Source organism: Pseudomonas sp. EL_65y_Pfl2_R96 (assembly GCF_963970905.1).
Lineage (GTDB): Bacteria > Pseudomonadota > Gammaproteobacteria > Pseudomonadales > Pseudomonadaceae > Aquipseudomonas.
In genome coordinates, this window is record NZ_CAXAQH010000002.1 from 115,455 (window position 1) to 138,474 (window position 23,020).

Sequence of the window (23,020 nt, forward strand, 5' to 3'; positions counted from 1 at the left end):
TCGAATGGATGCCTTGTCATGGAAAAGACGATGAACGCCACGTTTACCGATCAGTTGTTTTTCATCGCCAGTGTGCTGAGTCTGGAAAGTCGTCAACTGATCTCTCGTAGTGGAATCAACCAGCCGTTCGGGTTTGCGCCTTTTGTAGCGGCTGCTTCGATCAATGCCGGTCCGTTACGGGTGGCCTTTGACGGGCTGAAGGCGTTTGGCTGGTTGAGCCAGTCGAGTGGCGACGAGTATTTCTTCAATGGCCGGGCATCGGCAATCGGTACGCTGCCCACAGAAGTGGCCGAACTGTTTTCGTTGTTGGCGCCGCAGCGAATGCCGTGCGCGGAGGACATACCGCACCTGTGGCGCTGGCTGGAGCTGTCGGCGCTGGACTGGAATCTGCTCTGTCCTGCTTTTATTCGTGGCCTGAACGAGTTGCTATCGCTGGTGCTGTTGCGCCGGTTGCAACTGAACGGGGCGATTGATATCGACACTGGGCGGGTTGATCCACGGCGCATCGACAACGACCAGACCGGCCCGGAACGCATCCAGCTATTGAGCGATTTTCTCCGGACCCAGCAATGGATTCGCTGCGAAGAACGACAACTGGTGCTTCATCCCGAGCGGCGAACGCTGATAAACGAACGGCTGAGCGAGCCTTTTCTGGCGTACTACGCCAGTTTGCCCGCGACCCTTGATGACTTGCTGTTCGGCAAGGGTGAGCGGTGGGCAGGCGTGTTGCAATGGTTGAAGGGCGCTGCTGAGCAGCAAGTCTGGCCGGGTGATCGGCCCGCCCTTGAACAGTTACTGGGCAAGGTCTTCGATGCGCAGCCGTTGTCCGCGCAGCCGGACTGGATCGTCGAGTTGGGCGGCCATCCCGGCGTTGCGTTGAGTGAACTGGGGCAATGGGTGCGGCACCATACGGCCCGAGGCCAGGCGCTGGACAGCAACCCCCTGCAATTGCTGATGCTTGATGATGCGGTAGTGAGCGATCCGGCGGCGCTGCGTCAGCGGCTTCGGAACGCGGGTGTCGGTGCCAGTGCGCGAGTGTTGTGGCTGGGTATCGGTCAGCAAAACCTGCAACAGCCGGGGACGGCGCCGCAGCAACCCGCCTTACAGGTGCCACAGCGTTATTACCTGCGTTGTGATGGCCAGGCGGCGGAGGGCGCCAGCGTGCTTGGCAGTCTGCAGACCTCGGCAAAAGCGCTGGCGGCGCTGATTGGTGAGCAATCGATAGTACTCAGCGAAAGCCACTGGCGCCCCGACGGTCCGCAGGCTGATCACTTTGCCTGTCATTACCCGGTTGAAGCAGCGCACTACCTGATGGCGCTGGCCGGTGCCGGGCTGTTTGCCGATCCAGGGATGCTGCACAGGCTGCCGCTAGACGGCATCGACTGCGCGGCCACCAGTGGTTGTTACCGGGCGCGGGAATACCGTGTTCGGCATGTGACGCTGGCAGACATGCCCGCGCTGCTGATGCTGGAACAGGCTTGCTGGCCCGAAGGCGGCCGGGTAGATGAACACATTCTGCGGCGCCGCTTGAACCAGGACCCTGCCGGTCAACTGGCGCTGGAGCTCAAGGGCGAAGTGGTCGGTGTCATCTATTCCCAGCGGATCACCCGGATCGAAGGGCTGTTCGCGGTCAATTTCGCCACGGTCGATCAGCTGTTCCATGGCAACGGCAGCACCGTACAAATCCAGAGCCTGAACATCCTGCCGACGCATCAGTACAGCGGTTACGGCGATCAGTTGCTGGAGTTTATGCTGCAATATTGCACGCTGCTCAATGGCGTCGACACTGTGGTCGGCGTGACCCGCTGCAAGGACTATCCCAAGTACCGAGACATTGCCCAGGCGGACTACATTCATAGCCGTGACGAGCGGGGCGTGCTGCTGGACCCGGTGTTGCGTTTCCACGAATTGCACGGCGCACAAATCGAGCGGCTGGTGCCCGGTTATCGTCCCGCCGATGCCGACAATGCGGGGCACGGCGTTCTGGTGCGTTATGACCTGGCCTGCCGCCAGCGCCAGGAAATTCAGCTGGTCACGGTAATGGTTGACCAACCCGCGATCTCTATCGACGACGCGGTGCGTCAGGGCGTCAATCGCTGCCTGGGACAAGCGCAAGGCAGCCGAGTGTCACCACGCCACAGCCTGATGGAGCTGGGACTGGACTCGGCTGACTTGCTCGCGCTCAGCGAACAACTGGGCATGACGTTCGGTCTGTCGCTGGAACCGAGCTTTTTCTTTCGCTACAACAGCGTCGAGAAAATCGTCGCTGCGCTGCAAGAACGCCTCGGAACGCAGGTGCCGCCGTCAAAAGAGACTCAGGCAGCCTTAGCGCAAAAACCGCCATCGACGCTTGCTGTAGCAGACGATGATTTTGCCGTCATCGGCATCAGCGGCTGTTTCCCCGGTGGGGAGCTGGAGGGGTTTTGGGCAGCTGTTCGCAGTGGCGTCAGTCAGATACGCGACGTGCCACCCGAACGCGCAACGGCTGGGCCTGCGGGTGGCTACATCGATGGGATCGAGTGTTTCGATCATTGGTTTTTTGGTGTTTCGGCGGCGGAAGCGGCGCTGATGGACCCTCAGCAACGGCTGCTGTTGCAGCATGCCTGGTGGGCGCTCGATGATGCTGCGATCGCTGCCGCAGCGTTTGCCCAGCGTGAAACCGGCGTGTTTGTCGCCGCCGCGCCCAGTGAGTACCGCGAAGTCGTCGAGGTTCCCCGCGACAGCCCGTATCTGCTGACGTCTTCTTCTCCGTGTATGTACGCCAACCGGATTTCCTGGTTCCTCGATCTGCGGGGGCCGAGCGAATACTGCAACACCGCCTGCTCATCGGTGCTGGTCGCGTTGCATCGGGCCATGCAGTCGATCCGGGCCGGCGAGTGTCGCCAGGCGTTGGTCGGCGCGGTTAACCTGTTGCTGTCGCCGGATGAAACGGCCGGTTACCGGCAGATGGGGTTTCTCAGCGAGCAGCCGAACACCCGTTCATTCCAGGCCGAGGCTGATGGCTATGTGCGTGCCGAAGGGGTGGGTGTGCTGTTGCTCAAACCATTGGCCGACGCGCTACGGGACGGAGACCGGATCCATCTAAAAATCAAGGGCAGCGGCGTGGGTCATGGCGGGCGAGGGATTTCGCTGACTGCCCCCGATCACGCCAGCATGCAAGCGGCGATGGTTGCCGCCTACCGCAGCGCCGGGGTTGCGCCGCACACTGTCAGCTACGTGGAAGCCCACGGCACCGGTTCGGCGATGGGCGATGCCATCGAAATTGACGCGATCCAGGCGGCGCGTGTGCAGTTGAGCGGTGGTGACCAACTCGGCGCGGCCTGGAACATCAGCACCTTGAAACCGCTGATCGGGCATTGTGAGTTGGCGTCCGGCATGGCGGCGTTGTTCAAGGTGATAGACGCAGTGAAACAGCGCCAGTTGCCGGGCATTGCGGGGTATCAACAACTCAATCCCGCGATCACACTCGATCCGCAGCAACTGTCGCTCTCGTCCGGGAACCGGCCATGGCCGGCGTTGAAGGACATCGACGGTCACGAGATGCCACGTCGGGCGAGCATCAACAGTTATGGTTTTGGCGGTGTCAATGCCCATCTGGTCGTGGAGGAACACAACGCCCGCCATCGTGTGGCAGCGGGCGACAGTGAGCCTCAATTGATCCTGTTGTCGGCGCGTGATGTCGACCGACTGAAGGAGCAGGCGGCACGGTTGAACCACGCCATTAGCCAACGCAGCGATCTGTGTCTGGCTGACATTGCTTGCACGCTGCAAGTGGGGCGAACGGCGATGGCTTGCCGCTGGGCTTGCGTGGTGGATAGCATCAAGTCTCTGCAACAGCAGCTGGACGCACTCGCTCGGGGCTTGTCGGACAATGTCTCGCTGGTTGATGAACAGGCGACTGCCATTGGCGACACGGTCACCCAGGCACTGCTGGAGCGCGACTTGCTCGCGCTGGCCGATTATTGGCGGCAGGGCATCGAACCGGACTGGCGAAAACTACCGCATCTGGGTGAACCACAGCGAATTGGCTTACCGGGTTATGCCTTTGCGCGGGAGCGTCACTGGCTGGCGCCGCGACGGGTTGAAACTACAACTCAGGCAAGCGAATGCGAGACACCGTCACAAAAAAGCGTGCGCCAGATGCTAGCTGAGTTGCTGGGATGTGATCCGCAAACACTCGCGGGTTGCGAATCGCGGAGCCTGGCCAGCCTCGGCCTCAGCTCTCTAGGCGCGGTGGCCCTCAAGGCCAGGCTGGAGCAGCATCTGCAATTGTCGGTATCGTTGGCACAACTGAGCCCGTACCTGAGCCTTGGCTCAGTGGAAACTTGTCTGGCAGCTCTGAAGCGACAAGGCGACGATCAGCTTGTGCCTGTGTTGCAGGTGGCTCCCGACGCCCGGCATCAGCCTTTTGCGCTCAATGATATCCAGCAATCCTTTTTGTCGGGCCGCAGGCTGCTGGCCGAGTCTGAGCGGGTCGGTTGCCATATCTATCTGGAATTCGACTGGCCGGAGCTGGACGTCTACAGGCTAAATCAGGCGTGGAATCGATTGATGTTTCACCACGACGCGTTACGGCTCAGGTTGCTGAATGACGGCCGCCAACAGGTCGGCGAACTGCCGCCTTATCGCTTCAAAACCCACGACTTTCGCCGTAGCGAACCAACTGACCGCGAGCAGTCGCTGGCAGCCCTTCGCACGTCGATGTCGCACAAGGTTTATCTGAGCGGCCAGGAAACGCTGTTTGAAATAGTCGTTTCGCTGCTGGATCACCAAGTCAGCCGGGTTCATCTGAGCATCGACGAGTTGATTGTCGATGCCACTTCTTTGGAGGTGCTGTTGCAGCAATGGCTGATGATTTATCAGGAATCTGCCACCGAGTTGCCGGCTCAGGGCGTGTCGTTGCGTGATTATCAGCTGTCGCTGGAGGCTTTCAAACAGTCGCCACGCTACCAGCGTGATTTGCAGTACTGGGTCGACAAGCTGGCGCAGGCACCGACTGGCTTGTCCTTGCCCAAGGCATCGCGACCTGCTGGCCGCGAGCGTCGTCGATTGACCTCAACCCTTGAGCAGAGCTGCTGGCAGCGATTGAAAGCGCGGGGCGATGCTTTGCAGGTTTCAGGCACTGCACTGCTGTTGAGTCTGTTCGGGTTGATCCTGCAACAGGCCAATGCCGGCAAGGCCTTTTCGTTGATATCGACCAGTTATGGCCGACTCCCGGTGCACCCGGACATTGATCGGCTGGTCGGGCCGCTGATCTCCACGCAGTTCTTTGTCTTTGCCGGCGCGGCGGAACAAACCCTGGCCGAACTGGCGCAACAGGTGCAGCGCCAGTTGCTGGCGGACCTTGATCACGCCAGCGTCAGTGGCATCTCTGCACTTCGCGAAGTCCGTCAGCGTGGCGACAAATCGAAGCTGTTCAACGGTGGCGAGGTGGTCTTCACCTCGATGCTCAACAACCCGGTAATCGACGGCGCGCCGAGCTTTGGCGACGCCCAACATTACTGCGTCACCCAGACGCCACAGATCAACCTCGATCACCAATTGCGCGAGCGTGGCGGGGCGTTGAGTTTCAGCTGGGACGTCGCCATCGACTGCTATCCCGTCGGCATGATCGATCAGCTGTTTGGCAACTATTGCCAGTTGCTGGTCACGTTGGCGAATGGTGATAACGACTGGTGGGCGCTCAAAACATCAACGCTGGTTCATGTGGCGCCTTTTGAGCTGGCGCCCGATGCGCCGCCAAAGATACCTTTTGCATTGACTGATCAGCAGCAGGCCTACGCTTTCAACCGTTCTTTGCACCGGGGGCAGGGCAGTTCACATCTCTATATGGCCGTTGCTATCGAAGCGCTGGACATTGCTCGACTGGAAAAGGCCTGGCAGCAGTTGGTGGCGCACCATCCGATGCTGCGGACCCGGATTCTGCCCAATGGCACCCAGCAGATCATGGAAGCACCGCTATTGATGAAACTCGAAACGGTCGAGAAGAATGTCAGTGGATCGCGGATCGTCGAAGAGATGCTTGGCCGGGTGACGGCGCTGGGAGAGTGGCCTTATGCTGAACTGCGGGTCAGTACGCTGGATGAACAACGCAGCCTGGTGCATCTGGCGGTGGACCTGCTGCTCGTCGACCTCCCCAGTCGAGATCTGTTGATCCATCAACTACTGAATCTCTACCACGGTCTACCGCAGACGCCGTTGGTCATCAATTTTGGTAGTTATATGGAGGCTCTCGGACAGTACAACCGCACACCAGCGGCGCAAAACGCAGCTCTTTACTGGCAGGAAAAATTCCGACTGCTACCCCAAGGGCCGCAGGTGAATGACGAAAGGGATATCAATGGCCTGTACCTGGAATATGAGCACTACCTTGATTGTTGGCCAGCGCTGCGTGATCGTATCGCACGAACAGGAATCTCGGCCGACGCGGTACTGATTTCTGCCTATGCCTGGAGCATTGCGAAACACTGCGCCCAGCCGGCCTTTACTCTGGTGGCCCCTGGTTGGAAGAGGCCTGCAGTGCACCCGCAGATCGACGCGCTGGTCGGCGACTTCACTACGTTGAGCTGGATCGATTTCAACAATGAACCTATGACTTTTATAGAGCAGGCCCGGCGTTGCGAACGGATCTTCACCGAGGATCAACAGCACAGCATGACCAATGGCCTGCAAGCACTTCGTAAGGTGGCGACGGACAAACAACGACCACGCAAACTTGATTTCCCTGTGGTTTTTACCCGACTCAACCCACAAGGGCCACTGGACCTGCCCGAGGGAGTAACACTCGTTAAAAGTACGAGTCGCACTCACGGTGTGGCGCTGGACAATCTGAGTATCGAGCAGGCAGAAGGTTTGTTGATCCACTGGGATCTCGCGGCTAACCGCCTGACTCCGACACTGGTTGACGCAATGTTTGCCGATTACTGTCGCTTACTAGAGGGTTTGGCTGCCGACGAAGGAGCATGGGGATTGGGAGAATAAAGCACACTAAGTGCTTGTACGGATCTTTCTTATAGAGGCATTTCTGGAAGGGGGTAGCCCGCTGTGGAGCCACACGGCCACCCCGAAACCGTTAGTGAGCAGATCAGTAGCGTCCTGAGTTGCGTGACCCAATCCGCCTCGTCTGGACAGCTGTGCCAGACTTCCTGTAAAGCGGTTGATCGCTAAAGGTGCGAAACGAATGACTTCATTCAGGTTCATAGGGCGCTCTCGCTGGCCGGATGAGGATCGACGTGAAGACGGTTTTCGGCCCCTCGAATGGCTTTGGCGATTCGCCAGAAATAAATGGCGCCAATCAAAAATTCGAACACCGAACCGATGACCCAGCATGTCATCAGCGACGACGGGACATCGCGATTGCTCATTGCGACGTAATAGATCAACGGAATGCTTATAAACCACATCAGAACCAGGCGCACGACCAGCGAAAATCTGGCCATGCCAATACTCTCCAAGACGGCTGCACCCGTCATAGAGAAGACAAAGGCGGCGGAGAATGTCCACAGTACGCGTTGTGTATCGATGGCCAGGGCGACGGTCTCCGGGTTGTTCCCCAGGTCGCCGAAAGCCTTGAGCAAGGCCTGTGGCAAAGTGATTTGAACGGTGGAAACCAGCAGCACGTAGAGCAGCTCGATGGTCACGGTCACCCGTAGGATCGTTGCCAACTCAGTGTATTGCTCCTTGCCCACTGCAGTGGCGCACAGAATGCTGCAACCAATACCCAAACCGATGATCGGGATGATGCCCAGGTAATTGATCGTCAGATTGACGTTGTTTGCCGCTAGCGCACTAGAGCCCAGTACCGCGACTATCCAGATGAATGCAGTGTTGCCGAGCTGATCCACCCCGGCGGATAAGCCACTGGGAACACCTCTACGCAGCCGGAAGAACAGCCGGGGCAGTAGGCGCTCGCTACGGGCAATGAAGATGTTCATCAACTCAAGCCAGATTTCTCGAGGCAGCATTACTGCGTAGCACGTCAGCATGGACAGAGTGCCGATCAACGTACCGATAGCGGCTCCGGCCATTCCCATTTCGGGCAGCCCGAACTTTCCGAAGACCAGGCCGACGGTGAAGATTGAGTCGACTACTTGACCAACGATGCCGACCATGAGCGTTTCGCGGGTTCGACCCACACCGTTGAAGAACGAGGACAGCGCTGTGTCGATCGTCATTACGCCACCGAAGATCGCCGCCCAGAGCATGTACTGCGATTCGAGGCTGACAATCTGCGGTGGGCGGGAGCTGAGCTGTGGGATCATCGCGATCAGCGGGGCGGCGACAAACAGCAGGGCACCGCAGGCAATACCAAGGAGCAGCCCCAGTGCGGCTTCATTCCAAGCCTCGCTGAGCCCCGATCGACCATTCGCCTGTGCAATAAAGGAACGTGACACGCCCACGGTGCTACAGAAGAAAGCGATGATCGCCATGCTCGTGAATACTGCGGGACCGGAGGCGGCCAGCGTATCTTGTGAGTAGTGTGCCAGGCATAGCCTGTCGACAAGCATCATCAATAAATTGCCGACCATCGTCCCCATCAACGGAAACGAGACGATGGCGATTCTTTTCGCCACCCCTGCGTCAAACCAGTGCCGCATATTCACATTCCTTTGTCTCGCGGCTGCCGCGATGGTCGCTGCCGTTTCCAGGTGGCACCATCGCCCGATGCTTAAGTGCTTTCAGGTTTGCGACCGCGCGAGTTTGGCTTCACCGGCACGCTTTTCCCATACTCGCTCCACCATAACGCGAGTGCCTCCATCGTCGGCCCGAGCGCACGGGCCTTTGCCGTCATTTCATATTCGACGCGAGGGGGCACTTCTGCGAAGACTGTTCGCGACACCAGCCCATCGTTTTCGAGCTCACGAAGTTGTGCCGTCAGCATGTGCTGGGTGATGCCGCTAATCGCCTTGCGCAGTTCTCCGAAACGATAGATCCGCTGGTTCAACAACCACATGATTTCCAGCTTCCACTTGCCTGAAAGCAGCGAAAATGCACGGCGCATTTCCTCGTGCATGTTGATCTGATCATCACCATTAGTCTGGTTTTCCATACTAAGCACCACTTTTTCATCCTACTTGTAGCTTTTCATATTAGGCGACATCTTTGGCCTGAGTCGACGCATTAACACTTGCTCAGGAAAACCTCATGATCGAAAACTATGTTTATTGGATCAGCACGGCACTGCTGTCGCTGCTCTATTTCGCTTCCGCCTCCATGTACGTCGCCAAGGGCGACTATGTTCGAAATGCACAAGCGGAGTTGGGCTATTCAGCCTCCTACCTGGTGCCTTTCATGATCGTGGTCAAGGTACTTGGGCCTGCCGCGATTCTGTGGCGTTTTAACGTGGCGCTCAGTGATCTTGCCTATGTCGGCATGTTTTATCACCTGCTGCTTTCCGCTTTAGCACACCTGGGTGTTCGCAAGCCCAAAGGCTCCATCCCGGCAGTTGTAGGGCTCATCCTCTTGGTTGCCTCCTTCATGACACAAAACGCTGTTCGCGATCTTCCGTCGCCTTACCCACTGCTGACGGCGGTCATCCAGACGCCTCTCAAATAAAAGGAGACTTATATGACTCGACTCAATGGGAAAGTAGCCATCGTCACTGGAGCCGGTCGCGGTATCGGCCGCGCCACAGCGAAGTTGCGGCGGATGTGCCTGCTCCCACTAACGTACTTGGCCGTTATGGATCGCCCGAAGAGGACATTGAGCCGGTGGTGCTGTTTCTCGCCAGTAAAGATGGGCAATTCTTGACGGGGTATAGCCTGACGCCGGACGGTGGTCAAATCATCGATAGTGCACGCTGATTTTACCGTCTAGTCAGCAACCGATTGCTCCACAGGGACCACAAGACTCGCCTTGGCGCGTCTTGTGTTTTTTTCAAGCGATGCTCTCCGATGCAACAGGCTCCCGCGAGGTTGCGCGTGCAGCCAGGAAGGCAAGAACAGCCGCCACGCCCAGCAACGCGGCGCTCAGCTCGAAGGTCGTTCGATAACCGCTTGAGTCAAAGACCAGCCCGCCCACGGTGGCTCCCGATGCAATGGCCAGTTGAATGATCGCCACCATTAAGCCGCCTCCCGCTTCAGCAGCCTCTGGCAATGTTCTGGCCAGCCATGTCCACCATCCCACCGGTGCAGCAGTCGCAACCAATCCCCAGAGGCCCAACAAGACAGTCGTGGTTGCGGCCGAACTGCCGAACGAAACCAGCGCCAACGCAATCACCGCCATCAAGATCGGGATGACGATGAGGGTGCGATGCAGGCCATTTTTCAAGAATGGTTCAATCAGGAAGGTTCCCGCGAGGCCCGCCAGACCCAGGACGAGCAACATCAGCGACAGCATGGAAACACTGACGTGCGTGACCGTTTCAAGGAAGGGGCGCAAATAGGTAAACAGCATGAACTGACCCACGAAAAAAACGCTGACCGCCACCATGCCTAACGCGACCGGTAGGCTTTGCATCAACCTGAAGACATTTCCAGTGCCTGAACCGCTCTGCGACTTCATCGCTGGAAGGCTGAACAGAAGCCAGGTAGAGGCGACTATCGCGACCGGAATGACGCACAAGAATGCGCCGCGCCAGCCGATCAAGGCGCCGAGAAAACTGCCCAAAGGTGCTGCAATTACTGTCGCCAGAGCGTTGCCGCCGTTGACGATTGCCATTGCGCGAGTGATCTGGTCATCAGGCACCAGGCGCATGGCGGTTGCCGCCGACAGCGACCAGAAGCCGCCTATCGCCACACCGATCAACGCGCGGCCGATCATGAACATCCAGTAGTTCGGCGCGAACGCAACCACTGTTCCGGAAAGGATCATCAACAGTGTCAGGGAAAGGAGCAGCGGTTTGCGGTCGACCCGCGCAGCCACTGAAGCAATCAGGAGGCTGGCAAACAGCGCAAACAACCCAGAGACGGAAAGGCCCTGGCCCGCTTGCCCCTCGGTGATATGCAAATCGGCGGCAATCGGCGTCAGCAGGCTGACCGGCATGAATTCCGATGCCACCAGGACGAAGGCAGCGAGCGACATGGCGAATACGGCGCCCCACGATTGTTCAGTGCTCCGGTGGGCTGGGAGGGAGTGACGGGTCATTGATTGAATCCTGTAATGCGCGAAGCGTCGCGACCCCGGGAACGAGGCCGCGAGATAACCGGTGCCCGGCCGGGGCACCGGCAAGCTACTTCAGGTTGCTTTTGAAGAACGTGGTCAACTTGGCGAATGGAATGAGGTCGACCCGGTCGTAAAGATCCACATGCCCGGCATCTGGAATGATGAGCAGTTCTTTGGGCTCGGCAGCCTGTTTGTAGGCATCCTCACTGAACTCGCGTGAGTGTGCTTGGGCGCCAGCAATGAACAGCAGCGGGCGAGGGGAGATAGTCTCGATGTCGTTGAACGGATAGAAGTTCATGAACTTCACGTTGCTGGTCTGCGTCGGCATGGTGGTTGTCTGCGCCGATGCGCCAGCCGGAGTGACTTCGCCTCGCGGTGTGCGATAAAAGTTGTAGAACTCGTCGCCTACGGCGTTGCCGGTCAGTTTGAGCGGCGTGCCGCCGGTGTAGCGGATTTCACCGCCCTGGAATTCGGCATAGCGCTGCTCGCTCGCTACGCGAATGATCTGCTGGCGTTGTTCTACCGTTACACCGTGCTTGAGGCCATTACGATTGGCCGAGCCCATGTCGTACATGCTGACGGTGGCGATGGCCTTCAGACGCGGATCGATCTTGGCCGCGCTGATGGCGAAGCTGCCACTGCCACAGATGCCGATGACGCCGATTCGTTCACGATTGACGAACGGGTGAGTGCCGAGAAAGTCCACAGCGGCACTGAAGTCTTCCGCGTAGATATCTGGCGAAACAGCTTGGCGAGGCGTGCCCTCGCTCTCGCCCCAGAAGGACAAGTCCAGCGACAGCGTGACAAACCCCTGCTCGGCCATTTTGCTGGCGTACAGGTTCGCACTCTGTTCCTTTACCGCACCCATGGGATGGCCCACGATGATGGCTGCATTTTTCGTTTTCGGGTCGAGGCCTTTCAGGGTGAACAGGTTGCCCACCACCTTCATGCCGTATTGATTCTTGAAGGTGACCTTTTCTACCGTCACTTTTTCGCTTTTGTAGAAGTTGTCCGCGCCGTTCGACAGGTCGGCTCCCGTTGAAGAAAAAGAGGTAACAAGCAGCCCTAGGGCAAGCAAAATGCCTTTCACTGGATAGTCCTTTCGATTGGGTGGTTATTCGCTGGCGCCTTCGCTTAGCCAGCCAATGTGGCGTTGTCGATCACGAAGCGATACTTGACGTCGCCCTTGAGCATCCGCTCATAGGATTCATTGATCTGATCGACCCGAACCAACTCGATGTCGGCGACGATGTCGTGCTCGGCGCAGAAATCCAGCATCTCCTGCGTCTCGGGGATACCGCCGATCATCGAGCCGGCAATCGTTCGTCGTTTCATGATCAGGTTGAACACATTGGGCGATGGATGCGGCGAGGCGGGCGCACCGACCAGGGTCAGCGCGCCATCGCGCTTGAGCAGAACAAGGAAGGCATCGAGATCGTGGGGGGCTGCGACGGTGTTCAGAATGAAGTCAAAGCTCCGGGCATGCGCGGCCATCTCTTCAGCATGGCGCGACACGACAACCTCGTCGGCACCCAGTTGCTTCGCCGCTTCGCGCTTGGATTCAGAAGTGGTGAACGCCACGACGTGGGCGCCCATCGCGTGGGCCAGCTTGATGCCCATGTGGCCCAGGCCACCGATGCCGACCACGCCGATTTTCTTGCCCGGCCCGGCGTTCCAGCGACGTAATGGGGAATAGGTGGTGATGCCCGCACACAGCAGGGGTGCGACGGCGGCCAGTTGTTCTTCGGGATGGCGGATACGCAGAACATAACGTTCATGCACCACGATGTTTTGCGAGTAGCCGCCGAGCGTCCAGCCGGGCTCGTCCGGGGTCGGGAAGTTGTAGGTGCCGACCATGCCGTCGCAATAGTTTTCCAGACCCGTGGCACAGTCTTCACAGTGTTTGCAGCTGTCGACGATGCAACCGACGCCGACCAGATCGCCGACTTTGAAATCCGAAACATGCGCGCCTACCGCCGATACACGACCCACAATTTCGTGCCCCGGTACGCAAGGAAATTGCGTGCCGGCCCACTCGGCTCGTACCTGATGCAAGTCCGAATGGCAGATGCCGCAAAATGCGATATCGATCTGAACGTCATGGGCGGCGGGTGTACGGCGAATGATTTGCAACGGCTCAAGGGGCTTGTCGCCCGCATGAGCACCATAGGCTTGTACAAGCATGGGAGAGTCCTCGATGGCTTTGTCGGATGAACATTCTCCGGCTCTGCCCAGACTCCCTGTAGTGCATTGCGCTGGATTACTTGCCTGATTCTATGAGTCTCTGTTTTTTTGCAGGACGGTCGCGAGCGGGCGAGTTAGAGTTCAGCGAAGAGGTACAAGACGAACATGACGATCAAACACGACACCGCTGCTCAATACCTATCGCCACAAGAAACGCTTGCGCAGATCATTGGCGCGCAGATCCCGGAACCAGGTGACTACGGAACGCCCATTACGGGCCTCGGCTTTTTCAGGCGCGAACATCCATCGCCGCCCGTCGTCTGCATGGTCGAGCCAAGCATCATCCTCGTCGCCCAAGGTGAGAAACAGTTGTGGGTAGGTGGCGAGAGCTACCCTTATGACACGTCGCGATTTTTGATCACCTCATTGGACTTGCCTGCCAATTCAGAGGTGCTGGCGGCAAGCCCGGAGCAGCCATGTCTGGGGCTGACTTTGAAGCTGGATCTGCGCATGCTGGCTGAGCTGATAGTGCAGGGTGACTTGCCGCCAACCCGTGATCGATCAGTGGTGAAAGGTGTAGGGATTGGTTCAGTAACGCCTGCCATGTTGGCGTCGTTCGAGCGCTTGCTGGCGCTACTCGATGAACCTGAAGCCATCCCTGTGCTTGCGCCCCTGATTCAGCGCGAAATTCACTATCGTCTCTTGAAGAGTGATCAGGCTGCCAGGTTGCGGCAGATTACCTCGGTCGATGGCCAGGGTTATCGCATCGCAAAAGCCATCGACTGGCTGAAGTTGAATTACGCCTCGGCGCTTCGCGTCGAAGAACTTGCGGCGCGAGTGCAGATGAGCACACCCACCTTTCATCACCACTTCCGCCAGCTCACCTCGATGAGCCCGTTGCAGTACCAGAAGTGGTTGCGATTGAACGAGGCGAGGCGATTGATGCTCAACGAGCATCAGGAAGTATCAAGCGCAGCGTACAAGGTCGGCTATGAAAGCCCGTCGCAGTTCAGCCGAGAATACAGCCGTCTGTTTGGCGTACCCCCCAAGCGGGATATTGCGATGTTGCGAGGGCAGGGGGTAGCAACATAAATACGCCATGTCAGACAGCATTCATCTAAACGGTCGCGAAATTACCGGTCATCTGGACTGCCGTTGTTCCACCAGGCAGGCCCTCGTTCTTCAAGTTCTACCTTGGCTGAGTGGACGTGCGATCTCGCCGCGACCGGCGTCATCAGGACGGTTCTCAGCTGGCAGCGCTTGGGGTGTCTCATAGAGGTATCTTCAGTAACTCACCCCGACACCTTCAAAAAGTCGTTAGCACAAACTGATGAGTCAATGAACGTGCTCAGCAGCTAAGGCTATACAAGACCGACAAACGACAGAATAACCAGGACAATCACAACAGCCCCGACGATGTAGATAATATTGTTCATGAAAACCACCTTTCTATTCCAACAGGATTGCGACACCACGGTGCCTAATACAGATGACACCTTCGTTCGCAGTTCCGTTCCCCGAACCCGTCTTGGAGACGGCACCTCGCAGCAACCTCGGTTAATTTTCGCTCCCTTGACTGCGGCATTCAGCGCCGGCCGCATCTCATCAGCGGTGTAATCGCTGTGGAAGACATCTTTCAAGTACCGCCGCGAATGGAGTACGCGCTGACGGCGCTTGGTCATGCACTTGGCCCGGCTATGACAGCCCTTATAGTCTGGGCTGAGCTTCGTCACCTGCACGACGCCAAGTGCATGGAAACTACTTAGCGACGATGAGCTTGCGGAACGTTAATCCGTCATGTTCGATCACTCAAGCGTCAGCCCGGTTCGCGCCTGATCGACTGAAGTTTGTGATTGCTCGGAAAAGTCGCTCAAAACGGTCGATTTGTGACTATATGTCTTATCGGTCACAAGTTGTCAGTCCTCGATAGGATGAGTAAGCTGTTCCCATGAATCAGCCATCGATATCTTCATCTTCGCCCAGCCCCCGTGGCCCAGCCGATCACGACATTCGAGACCAGATTGTCGCGGCAGCCAACGAACACTTCAGTCAATACGGCTATGGTAAAACCACGGTTTCCGACCTGGCCAAGGCCATCGGGTTTTCAAAGGCCTACATCTACAAATTTTTTGATTCCAAGCAGGCGATCGGTGAAGCCATCTGCGCAAATTGCCTGGCAGAAATCGTCGCGGCTGTGGAGCAGGCTATCAATGTAGAAGACCTGTCGCCGACGGAGCGCTTTCGACGTTTGGTCAAAACTGTGATCGCCACAGGTGTGGATCTGTTCTTTAACGACCGAAAACTCTACGACATCGCAGCGTTCGCGGCGTCGGAAAGCTGGCCCAGTTCGCAGGTTTATGACGCACAGATCAAACGCTTCGTTTTGCAAATCGTGCGGGAGGGGCGAGAGATTGGTGAATTTGAGCGCAAGACTCCGCTGGACGAGACAGTAGAAGCGATACATCTCGCGCTGCGACCATTCGTCAACCCTTTGCTGTTGCAGTACAACCTCGATTTCGTCGAGGAGGCGCCCACGCTCACCTCCAACCTCATCTTGCGTAGCCTCATGCCTTGACCTTCGGCTAAAGGTTTACGGTATACCCTGGGTAAGCGACAGATCACCAAACGGCTCTCACTTTGCCCTTCGTCCATCCGTCGAAGGGCATCTTATTTATCTGTGCTGTGACCATTATCTGAATTGGTCACATGACTTCAGGCGGTTGCCAGCCACCCCCTAGCGATTTGAATGCCGCAACCGCCGCTCGTGCCGATTCCGTTCGCGCTTGTGCCCGAGCATCGGAAGCCTGCAGCATCGTCTCGTCGGCGTGCAGGACATCGATCAGGCTGGCCGTGCCTTTCTCATAGGCAATGAACGACGATTGGCGAGCCTGTGTCAGAGACGCCTCTCCCCCGGTGAGGGTGGTTGCTTGAGCTTCCCGATTCACCAGTGAGGAGAACGCGTTCTCGACATCCTCGGTGGCGCGCAGCACAGACTGACGGTAAGCGGCCAGGGTTTCGGCTTCCTGTCCCTTGGCTTGGTCGATTTGGGCGTTTATGCGACCGAAGTCGAAGAGCCTCCAGCGCAGTCCCAATACGCCCGCCGACTGGCTGGCGCCGCTGGTGAAAAGATTGCCTGCGGATACAGCCGTGGCACTGCCCAGCAATGCGCTAAGGGAGAATTTCGGGTAGTACTCGGCAATCGCCTCCCCGATGCGTGCGTTTGAGGCCGCAAGACGGCGCTCAGCCACAATGAGGTCTGGCCTGCGGCGCAGCAAATCGGCCGGCGTTCCCATCGCCTTTAACTGCGGCGCTACAGGAATGCTCCCCGCACTTGCCAGTTGTGTGCGGTGAGTACCTGGCGGCGTGCCGAGCATTACATCCAGCGCATTCATGGCAGCATCCAGGCCGGTCTGCAGGACAGGCACTGTCGCTTGGACCTGCGATAGCGCCCCCTCGGTCTGGCGAACCTGATAGTTGGCGGCGAGCCCCTTGCTGTAGAGCAATTGGACTTTCTCTAGTAGCTCCTGCTGTGTTTTGACTTGTCGGTTCGCAATGTCCAGCCGGGTCTGCAGTCCGCGGACAGTGATGTAGATATCAGCGGTCTGCGCGGCGATGGCCAATCGTGTGGCGGCGACGCCTGCCTGGGAAGCCTGGTACTCGGCCAGAGCAGCCTCGCGTCCGCGGCGCAATCCGCCAAAGACATCTACCTCCCAGCTGGCATCGAGGTTGGCCTCGTAGGCGCTTGCGTACCGATCATTGCCAGGCGTTGAGTTCAACACCTGGCCGAGCGGCGTCTCGATTGACTGGTAGGAGCGTGCGGCCTGTCCGCTGATGTTCCCTGAGGGGAGTAAAGCGGCATTTGCAGCACCTAGTCCGGCCCGCGCCTGTGTGACTCGCGCCGATACCTGCGCCAGGTCCAGATTCTGCTCAAGCGCCTTGGAGATGAAGTCGGTTAGCACTGGATCACCAAAGCCTTCCCACCAAGCTACAAGGCTGGTCGGCGTCGCTCCACGACGCTGTTCGACAGAAGGCTGACCCAAGTAACGATCCGAGAGCGGAGCGTCTGGACGATGGTAGTCCGGACCGACCGCGCAACCTGCCGATAAGCCGGCGCTGACCAAAAGAGCGATTGGACGGAGGGGAGGCATTGAGATTCCTTCAATAGAGGATATTTGTGACCATATTACTAAATAGTCACACTCTGTCAATTGAGGCGATTTGAGCGAATGTTGGTTTCTTCTCGGGGGCGGCGACGGTTTCGGTGTTGATCTTGAGAAGCTGAATGTTTCATGGTTCGTGACCATTGACACATATGGTCACTAGACTGAGAATGTGGCGCTCGTCCTATTTTTAAGTAAGGGAATCTATGCGCCGGCTTCGACCTTCCCCCATTGCCGCTTGCTTGTTGCCTCTTGTCCTGACGGCATGTGGCGACTCATCCACCGTTGAAGATCCGCGCACGCATGCTCCTCTGGTCAGGTCCGCAGCGGTTCAGGGGGCCTCCGACGCCTCACGTTCTTTCACGGGTGTCGTGGCTGCCCGCGTCCAGGGCGATCTGGGTTTTCGGGTATCAGGCAAGGTGCTTGAGCGTCTGGTTGACACCGGTCAGACCGTTAAACGTGGTCAGCCACTCATGCGCCTCGACCCAATCGACCTAGGGTTGCAGGCGCGCGCACAGCAAGAGTCGGTCATAGCCGCTCGGGCCCGAGCCAAGCAGACTGCAGATGACGAGGCTCGGTATCGCGACCTGGTCGCCGCAGGTGCTATTTCTGCATCGGCCTATGACCAGATCAAAGCCGCAGCGGATACCGCAAAGGCGCAGCTTGGCGCCGCTGAAGCGCAGGCTGATGTAGCTCGCAATGCTTCTGGTTATGCGGTGCTGTTTGCGGATTCCGACGGCGTTGTGGTGGAGACGCTCGCCGAGCCCGGACAAGTTGTCAGCCCGGGACAGCCCGTGGTTCGATTGGCGCGGGCAGGGCAGCGCGAAGCCATCGTGCACCTGCCCGAGACGTTGCGCCCCGCGGCAGGATCCATCGCGCAGGCGACGCTTTATGGCAATACCACGGATGCTGTTGCAGCGAAGCTGAGGCTGCTTTCTGACTCGGCCGACCGAATGACGCGCACCTTCGAGGCGCGGTATGTGCTTGAGGGGGCGCTGGCCAATGCACCGATAGGTTCGACCGTCACGCTTCGGATCGCTGAAGGCGCCGCGCAAGGGCAGGGGCTGCAAGTACCGATCGCTGCCGTTTATGACCCAGGCCAAGGCACTGGCGTGTGGGTCATCGCCGGTACGCCGGCGAAGGTGGCCTGGCGACCTGTACAAATCCTGGGCTTGAGCGACGACACAGTGCGAGTCGCGGGCGACCTCAAAGTCGGCGAGCAGATCGTAGCGTTAGGCGCACATCTGTTGCGCGAAGGTGAACAGGTGAGATTGCCTCAACAGGATGACGCCAAAGTTGCCGGGGGTCGTCCATGAGCGAGGGGCGCTTCAATCTTTCCGCGATCGCCGTTCGTGAGCGATCTATTACGGTGTTTCTGATCTTCCTGATTGCCGTTGCAGGCACCCTGGCGTTCTTCCAGCTGGGACGTGCGGAAGATCCTCCGTTTACGGTCAAGCAGTTGACGGTCATTACCGCGTGGCCGGGCGCCACGGCGCAGGAGATGCAGGATCAGGTAGCAGAGCCACTTGAAAAACGCCTGCAAGAACTGAAATGGTACGACCGCACGGAAACCTACACCCGTCCTGGCCTCGCTTTCACGATGGTGTCACTGCTCGATAGCACGCCGCCCTCGCAAGTGCAGGAGGAGTTCTATCAGGCGCGTAAAAAGCTCGACGACGAAGCCACCAGGCTACCGGCGGGTGTGATCGGGCCATTGGTCAATGACGAGTATTCGGACGTGACGTTTGCGCTTTTCGCCCTCAAAGCCAAAGGCGAGCCGCAGCGACTGTTGGTGCGTGATGCAGAGTCGTTGCGCCAACAACTGTTGCATGTGCCGGGCGTGAAGAAGGTCAACATCATCGGTGAACAAGCCGAGCGCATTTTTGTGTCCTTCTCCCATGACCGACTGGCCACCTTGGGCGTTTCTCCCCAGGACATCTTCGCCGCGCTGAATAGCCAGAACGTGCTCACACCCGCCGGTTCCATCGAAACCAACGGGCCGCAGGTTTTCCTGCGGGTGGATGGCGCTTTCGATAAATTGGAGAAAATTCGTGACACGCCCCTGGCGATTCAGGGGCGCACCTTGAAGCTCTCGGACGTGGCGACGGTTGAACGAGGCTACGAAGACCCTGCCACCTTCCTGGTGCGCAATAACGGCGAAGAGGCCTTGTTGCTGGGGGTCATAATGCGCGAGGGCTGGAATGGCCTGGACCTGGGCAAGGCGCTGGACGCCGAGACGACGAAGATAAATGAAGGCATGCCGCTGGGCATGACGCTGACCAAGGTCACTGATCAAGCCGTGAACATTGACTCGGCCGTTGGCGAGTTCATGGTCAAGTTTTTTGTCGCGCTGCTTGTGGTGATGCTTGTCTGCTTTCTCAGCATGGGCTGGCGGGTAGGCCTCGTGGTCGCAGCGGCGGTACCGTTGACGCTGGCGATAGTGTTTGTGGTGATGGCGGCCACCGGAAAGAACTTTGACCGTATTACCCTCGGCTCGTTGATTCTGGCGCTGGGACTGCTGGTGGACGACGCGATCATTGCCATCGAAATGATGGTGGTGAAAATGGAAGAGGGCTACGACCGCATCAAAGCTTGCGCGTACGCCTAGAGTCATACGGCCGCGCCGATGCTTGCCGGTACGCTAGTGACGGCTATCGGCTTTTTGCCGAACGGCTTCGCGCAATCGACAGCCGGCGAGTACACCAGCAACATGTTCTGGATCGTGGGCATTGCTTTGATCGCTTCCTGGGTCGTCGCGGTGGCCTTCACCCCTTACCTGGGGGTGAAGTTGTTGCCAAACATCAAGAAGGTAGAGGGTGGGCATGCGGCTATCTACAACACTCCCCGTTACAACCGCTTCCGCGGAGTTCTGACACGGGTCATCGCCCGCAAATGGCTGGTGGCTGGCACGGTTATCACGCTGCTTTTCGTGGCAGTTTTAGGCATGAGCCTGGTGAAGAAGCAGTTCTTCCCGACCTCTGACCGTCCCGAGGTAATGGTCGAGGTGCAAATGCCCTACGGAACCTCCATCGAGCAGACCAGTGCCACTGCCGCAAAGGTCGAGGCCTGGCTGCAAAAGCAGGAAGAGGCAAAAATCGTCACGGCCTATATTGGGCAGGGGGCGCCACGCTTCTTCCTGGCGATGGCGCCAGAACTGCCCGATCCATCGTTCGCGAAGATCGTAGTGCTGACGGACAGTCAGGAGGCACGTGAAACCCTCAAACTCCGCTTTCGCGAAGCGGTCGCTGAAGGACTCGCCCCAGAGGCTCGTGTCAGGGCGTCTCAAATTGTATTTGGTCCTTATTCGCCATTTCCGGTGGCCTACCGGGTGATGGGACCTGATCCGTCAAAGTTGCGTGAGATTGCGGGCCAGGTACAGGACGTGTTGCAGTCGAGCCCGATGATGAGAACCGTCAACACCGATTGGGGACCGCTGACGCCGACGCTGCATTTCGCTCTGGATCAGGATCGCCTGGAGGCGGTGGGGTTGACGTCAAGCTCAGTCGCGCAGCAACTGCAGTTCCTGCTGGCCGGAGTACCGATCACCGCAGTTCGTGAGGACATTCGCTCGGTGCAGGTGGTTGGTCGCGCAGCGGGGGATATCAGGCTCGATCCCGCCAAGATAGAAGGTTTTACGCTGGTAGGCACGGCGGGTCAGCGGATTCCGCTGTCTCAGGTGGGAGAGGTCGATGTTCGTATGGAGGATCCGACCCTCCGACGTCGTGACCGCACGCCGACCATCACCGTGCGTGGTGACATTGCCGAAGGCTTGCAGCCGCCCGACGTTTCAAGTGTGGTCATGAAGGAGTTGCAGCCGATCATTGAGAAACTGCCTGGCGGGTACCGGATTGAGCAGGCGGGTGCAATCGAGGAGTCAGGCAAGGCTGGTAAGGCGATTTTACCGTTGCTGCCAATCATGATAGCCATGACATTGCTCATCATCATTCTGCAGGTCCGTTCAATCTCGGCGTTGATCATGGTGTTCCTCACCTCGCCGTTAGGGTTGATTGGTGTGGTACCGACACTGCTTGTCTTCCAGCAGCCGTTTGGTATCAATGCTCTGGTCGGTTTAATCGCGTTGTCGGGCATCTTGATGCGCAATACGCTGATTCTGATTGGGCAAATCCATCACAACGCGCAAGAAGGGCTGGACCCGTTTCACGCAGTAGTCGAAGCCACGGTACAACGTGCCCGCCCGGTACTGCTGACAGCGCTTGCGGCAATCCTGGCATTCATTCCGCTGACACACTCCGTCTTCTGGGGGACGCTGGCCTACACGCTAATCGGAGGCACATTCGCCGGAACCATCATGACGCTGGTGTTCCTGCCAGCGATGTACGCCATCTGGTTCAAGATCCGTCCTGACAATACGGGTCAAACTGAAACAGCGAATAAGCAAGCCAGCCTAGTGGATAGGACGCCACCCCGTCCTCTCGACGTTCACCTGACCACAAAGCTTTAGCCATAGGCCATAGCTTGCTGCTTTTAGTGGGCGTCGACTGAAAAATGAAGAGGGTCCAATGATTAGTCTCGAAGGTTAAAAGCGAATGGTAGTCACGGGCGTCGGAGTTGTCGGGCCTCTGGGGTGCGGAGTAGAAGAAGTCTGGAAGAGGCTGCTGGCAGCACCGGCATCGCACTCGTGGCGCACAAGACGCTTGAACAGGAGCGTCTTGAAAACAAGGCCATCGACACGTTGATCGTGACGTCGGGCTGGAAAGCCATGGATCAGCTGGATCAGACGGCCATCGAGTGGAACCGCACGCGTGCCAGCAATGTCAGGCGTGTGTGCTCGATCTGTGTCGGGGCCTTCGCCTTGGCCGAATCAGGACTTTTGGATGGTCGAAAGGCAACGACCCACTGGCGGATGGCACGCAGCCTGGCCGAGCGCTATCCCAACGTGCAGGTGGATCCCAATCCGATTTGGGGCAAGGACGGCAACCTGTACACCTCGGCAGGCATATCGGCGGGAATCGATCTTGCGCTCGCATTGGTCAGCGAAGACCTGGGTGACGACACCGCCTTGGAGATCGCGAAAAATCTGGTTCTGTTTCTGCGACGCCCAGGCGGTCAGGCACAGTTCAGCGTCGCACTCCAGTCGCAGCATGCGACAGGTTCGAACCTGGATGAGTTATGCGTCTGGATCAGTGAACATCTACATTCGGAGCTGACGGTCGAGATACTTGCAGACAGGCTCGCCACCAGTGTGAGGGCCTTGATTCGCATGTTTCAGAGGGAATTCAAGACAACGCCTGCCAAGTACGTCGAGGACGTCCGGGTCGAAGCGGCCTGTCGGCAAATAGAGCTGGGAAGGCGGTCGATGGAGGAGGTAGCGCGCCGATGCGGCTACCACAGTGTCGACGTGCTCAGAAAAGCCTTCGTGCGACGCATGGGGGTGAGTCCAAAGGAGTACGCACAACGTTTCGCACCAGTTAACGAACCTGCTTAGGCCGCAGCACTAATGTGACTTGTAATGGTCAATAAATCCCGCACGACCGTCAGCGGTCGGACTGCTCGGAGCCGACCGGATCCGCATCGGCATTTTGATTAAGGACAGTGACAGCATGCTCCCCGCA

General features: G+C 58.2%; 12 protein-coding genes and 2 pseudogenes. 8 read left to right on the forward strand and 6 right to left on the reverse strand.

The window, feature by feature from the left end; genetic code table 11:
- Window positions 1-18 precede the first annotated feature (18 nt).
- A complete protein-coding gene (locus AACY49_RS03165; protein ID WP_339521584.1) occupies window positions 19-6,981 on the forward strand; it encodes a beta-ketoacyl synthase N-terminal-like domain-containing protein in 6,963 nt (2,320 codons plus the stop codon).
- 215 nt (window positions 6,982-7,196) lie between these two features.
- Here AACY49_RS03165 and AACY49_RS03170 read toward each other — a convergent pair whose 3' ends face one another.
- Together AACY49_RS03170 and AACY49_RS03175 are read right to left on the reverse strand one after the other, a co-directional pair.
- Window positions 7,197-8,597, reverse strand: a complete 1,401-nt coding sequence (locus AACY49_RS03170) for an MATE family efflux transporter (RefSeq protein WP_339521585.1) — start codon at window positions 8,595-8,597, stop codon at window positions 7,197-7,199.
- 71 nt (window positions 8,598-8,668) lie between these two features.
- Window positions 8,669-9,049, reverse strand: coding sequence for a winged helix-turn-helix transcriptional regulator (locus AACY49_RS03175; protein WP_339521586.1), 381 nt, complete (start codon window positions 9,047-9,049; stop codon window positions 8,669-8,671).
- 95 nt (window positions 9,050-9,144) lie between these two features.
- On the opposite strand from AACY49_RS03175, the gene AACY49_RS03180 reads away from it, so the two are divergent.
- Window positions 9,145-9,555: a DoxX family protein gene (locus tag AACY49_RS03180; protein WP_339521587.1), complete on the forward strand. Its 411-nt coding sequence runs from the start codon at window positions 9,145-9,147 to the stop codon at window positions 9,553-9,555.
- A gap of 321 nt (window positions 9,556-9,876) precedes the next feature.
- On the opposite strand, the gene AACY49_RS03185 is transcribed toward AACY49_RS03180, so the two are convergent.
- The 3 genes from AACY49_RS03185 to AACY49_RS03195 form a co-directional block, all read right to left on the reverse strand.
- Entirely contained in the window at window positions 9,877-11,085 is a 1,209-nt protein-coding gene (locus tag AACY49_RS03185; RefSeq protein ID WP_339521588.1) for an MFS transporter, read from the reverse strand.
- A gap of 85 nt (window positions 11,086-11,170) precedes the next feature.
- On the reverse strand, window positions 11,171-12,193 hold the full coding sequence (locus tag AACY49_RS03190; protein WP_339521589.1) for an alpha/beta hydrolase: 1,023 nt from the start codon (window positions 12,191-12,193) through the stop codon (window positions 11,171-11,173).
- 44 nt (window positions 12,194-12,237) lie between these two features.
- Complete coding sequence (locus AACY49_RS03195) at window positions 12,238-13,287, reverse strand: NAD(P)-dependent alcohol dehydrogenase (RefSeq protein WP_339521590.1); 1,050 nt, start codon at window positions 13,285-13,287, stop codon at window positions 12,238-12,240.
- 165 nt (window positions 13,288-13,452) lie between these two features.
- Between AACY49_RS03195 and AACY49_RS03200 the strand changes: the two genes are divergently transcribed.
- The 3 genes from AACY49_RS03200 to AACY49_RS03210 all read left to right on the forward strand — a co-directional run bounded on the left by AACY49_RS03200 (window position 13,453) and on the right by AACY49_RS03210 (window position 15,862).
- On the forward strand, window positions 13,453-14,379 hold the full coding sequence (locus AACY49_RS03200) for an AraC family transcriptional regulator (RefSeq protein WP_339521591.1): 927 nt from the start codon (window positions 13,453-13,455) through the stop codon (window positions 14,377-14,379).
- 524 nt (window positions 14,380-14,903) lie between these two features.
- A complete protein-coding gene (locus AACY49_RS03205; protein ID WP_339521877.1) occupies window positions 14,904-15,053 on the forward strand; it encodes a winged helix-turn-helix transcriptional regulator in 150 nt (49 codons plus the stop codon).
- Between the two features lie 182 nt (window positions 15,054-15,235).
- Window positions 15,236-15,862: a TetR/AcrR family transcriptional regulator gene (locus AACY49_RS03210; RefSeq protein WP_258700316.1), complete on the forward strand. Its 627-nt coding sequence runs from the start codon at window positions 15,236-15,238 to the stop codon at window positions 15,860-15,862.
- Window positions 15,863-15,989: 127 nt separating this feature from the next.
- On the opposite strand, the gene AACY49_RS03215 is transcribed toward AACY49_RS03210, so the two are convergent.
- Window positions 15,990-17,435 carry an efflux transporter outer membrane subunit gene (locus AACY49_RS03215; RefSeq protein ID WP_339521592.1) on the reverse strand — a complete coding sequence of 482 codons (1,446 nt, stop codon included), beginning with the start codon at window positions 17,433-17,435 and terminating at the stop codon, window positions 15,990-15,992.
- A 218-nt stretch (window positions 17,436-17,653) separates the two neighbouring features.
- On the opposite strand from AACY49_RS03215, the gene AACY49_RS03220 reads away from it, so the two are divergent.
- The 3 genes and pseudogenes from AACY49_RS03220 to AACY49_RS03230 all read left to right on the forward strand — a co-directional run.
- Window positions 17,654-18,763 (forward strand): efflux RND transporter periplasmic adaptor subunit, encoded by a 1,110-nt coding sequence (locus AACY49_RS03220; RefSeq protein ID WP_339521593.1) that lies wholly within the window; start codon window positions 17,654-17,656, stop codon window positions 18,761-18,763.
- Window positions 18,760-21,909 (forward strand): annotated as a pseudogene (locus tag AACY49_RS03225) (efflux RND transporter permease subunit). The gene AACY49_RS03220 and the pseudogene AACY49_RS03225 overlap by 4 nt, the downstream one beginning before the upstream one ends.
- Before the next feature lie 144 nt (window positions 21,910-22,053).
- Window positions 22,054-22,893 (forward strand): annotated as a pseudogene (locus tag AACY49_RS03230) (GlxA family transcriptional regulator); the annotation flags it as partial.
- Window positions 22,894-23,020: the final 127 nt, after the last annotated feature.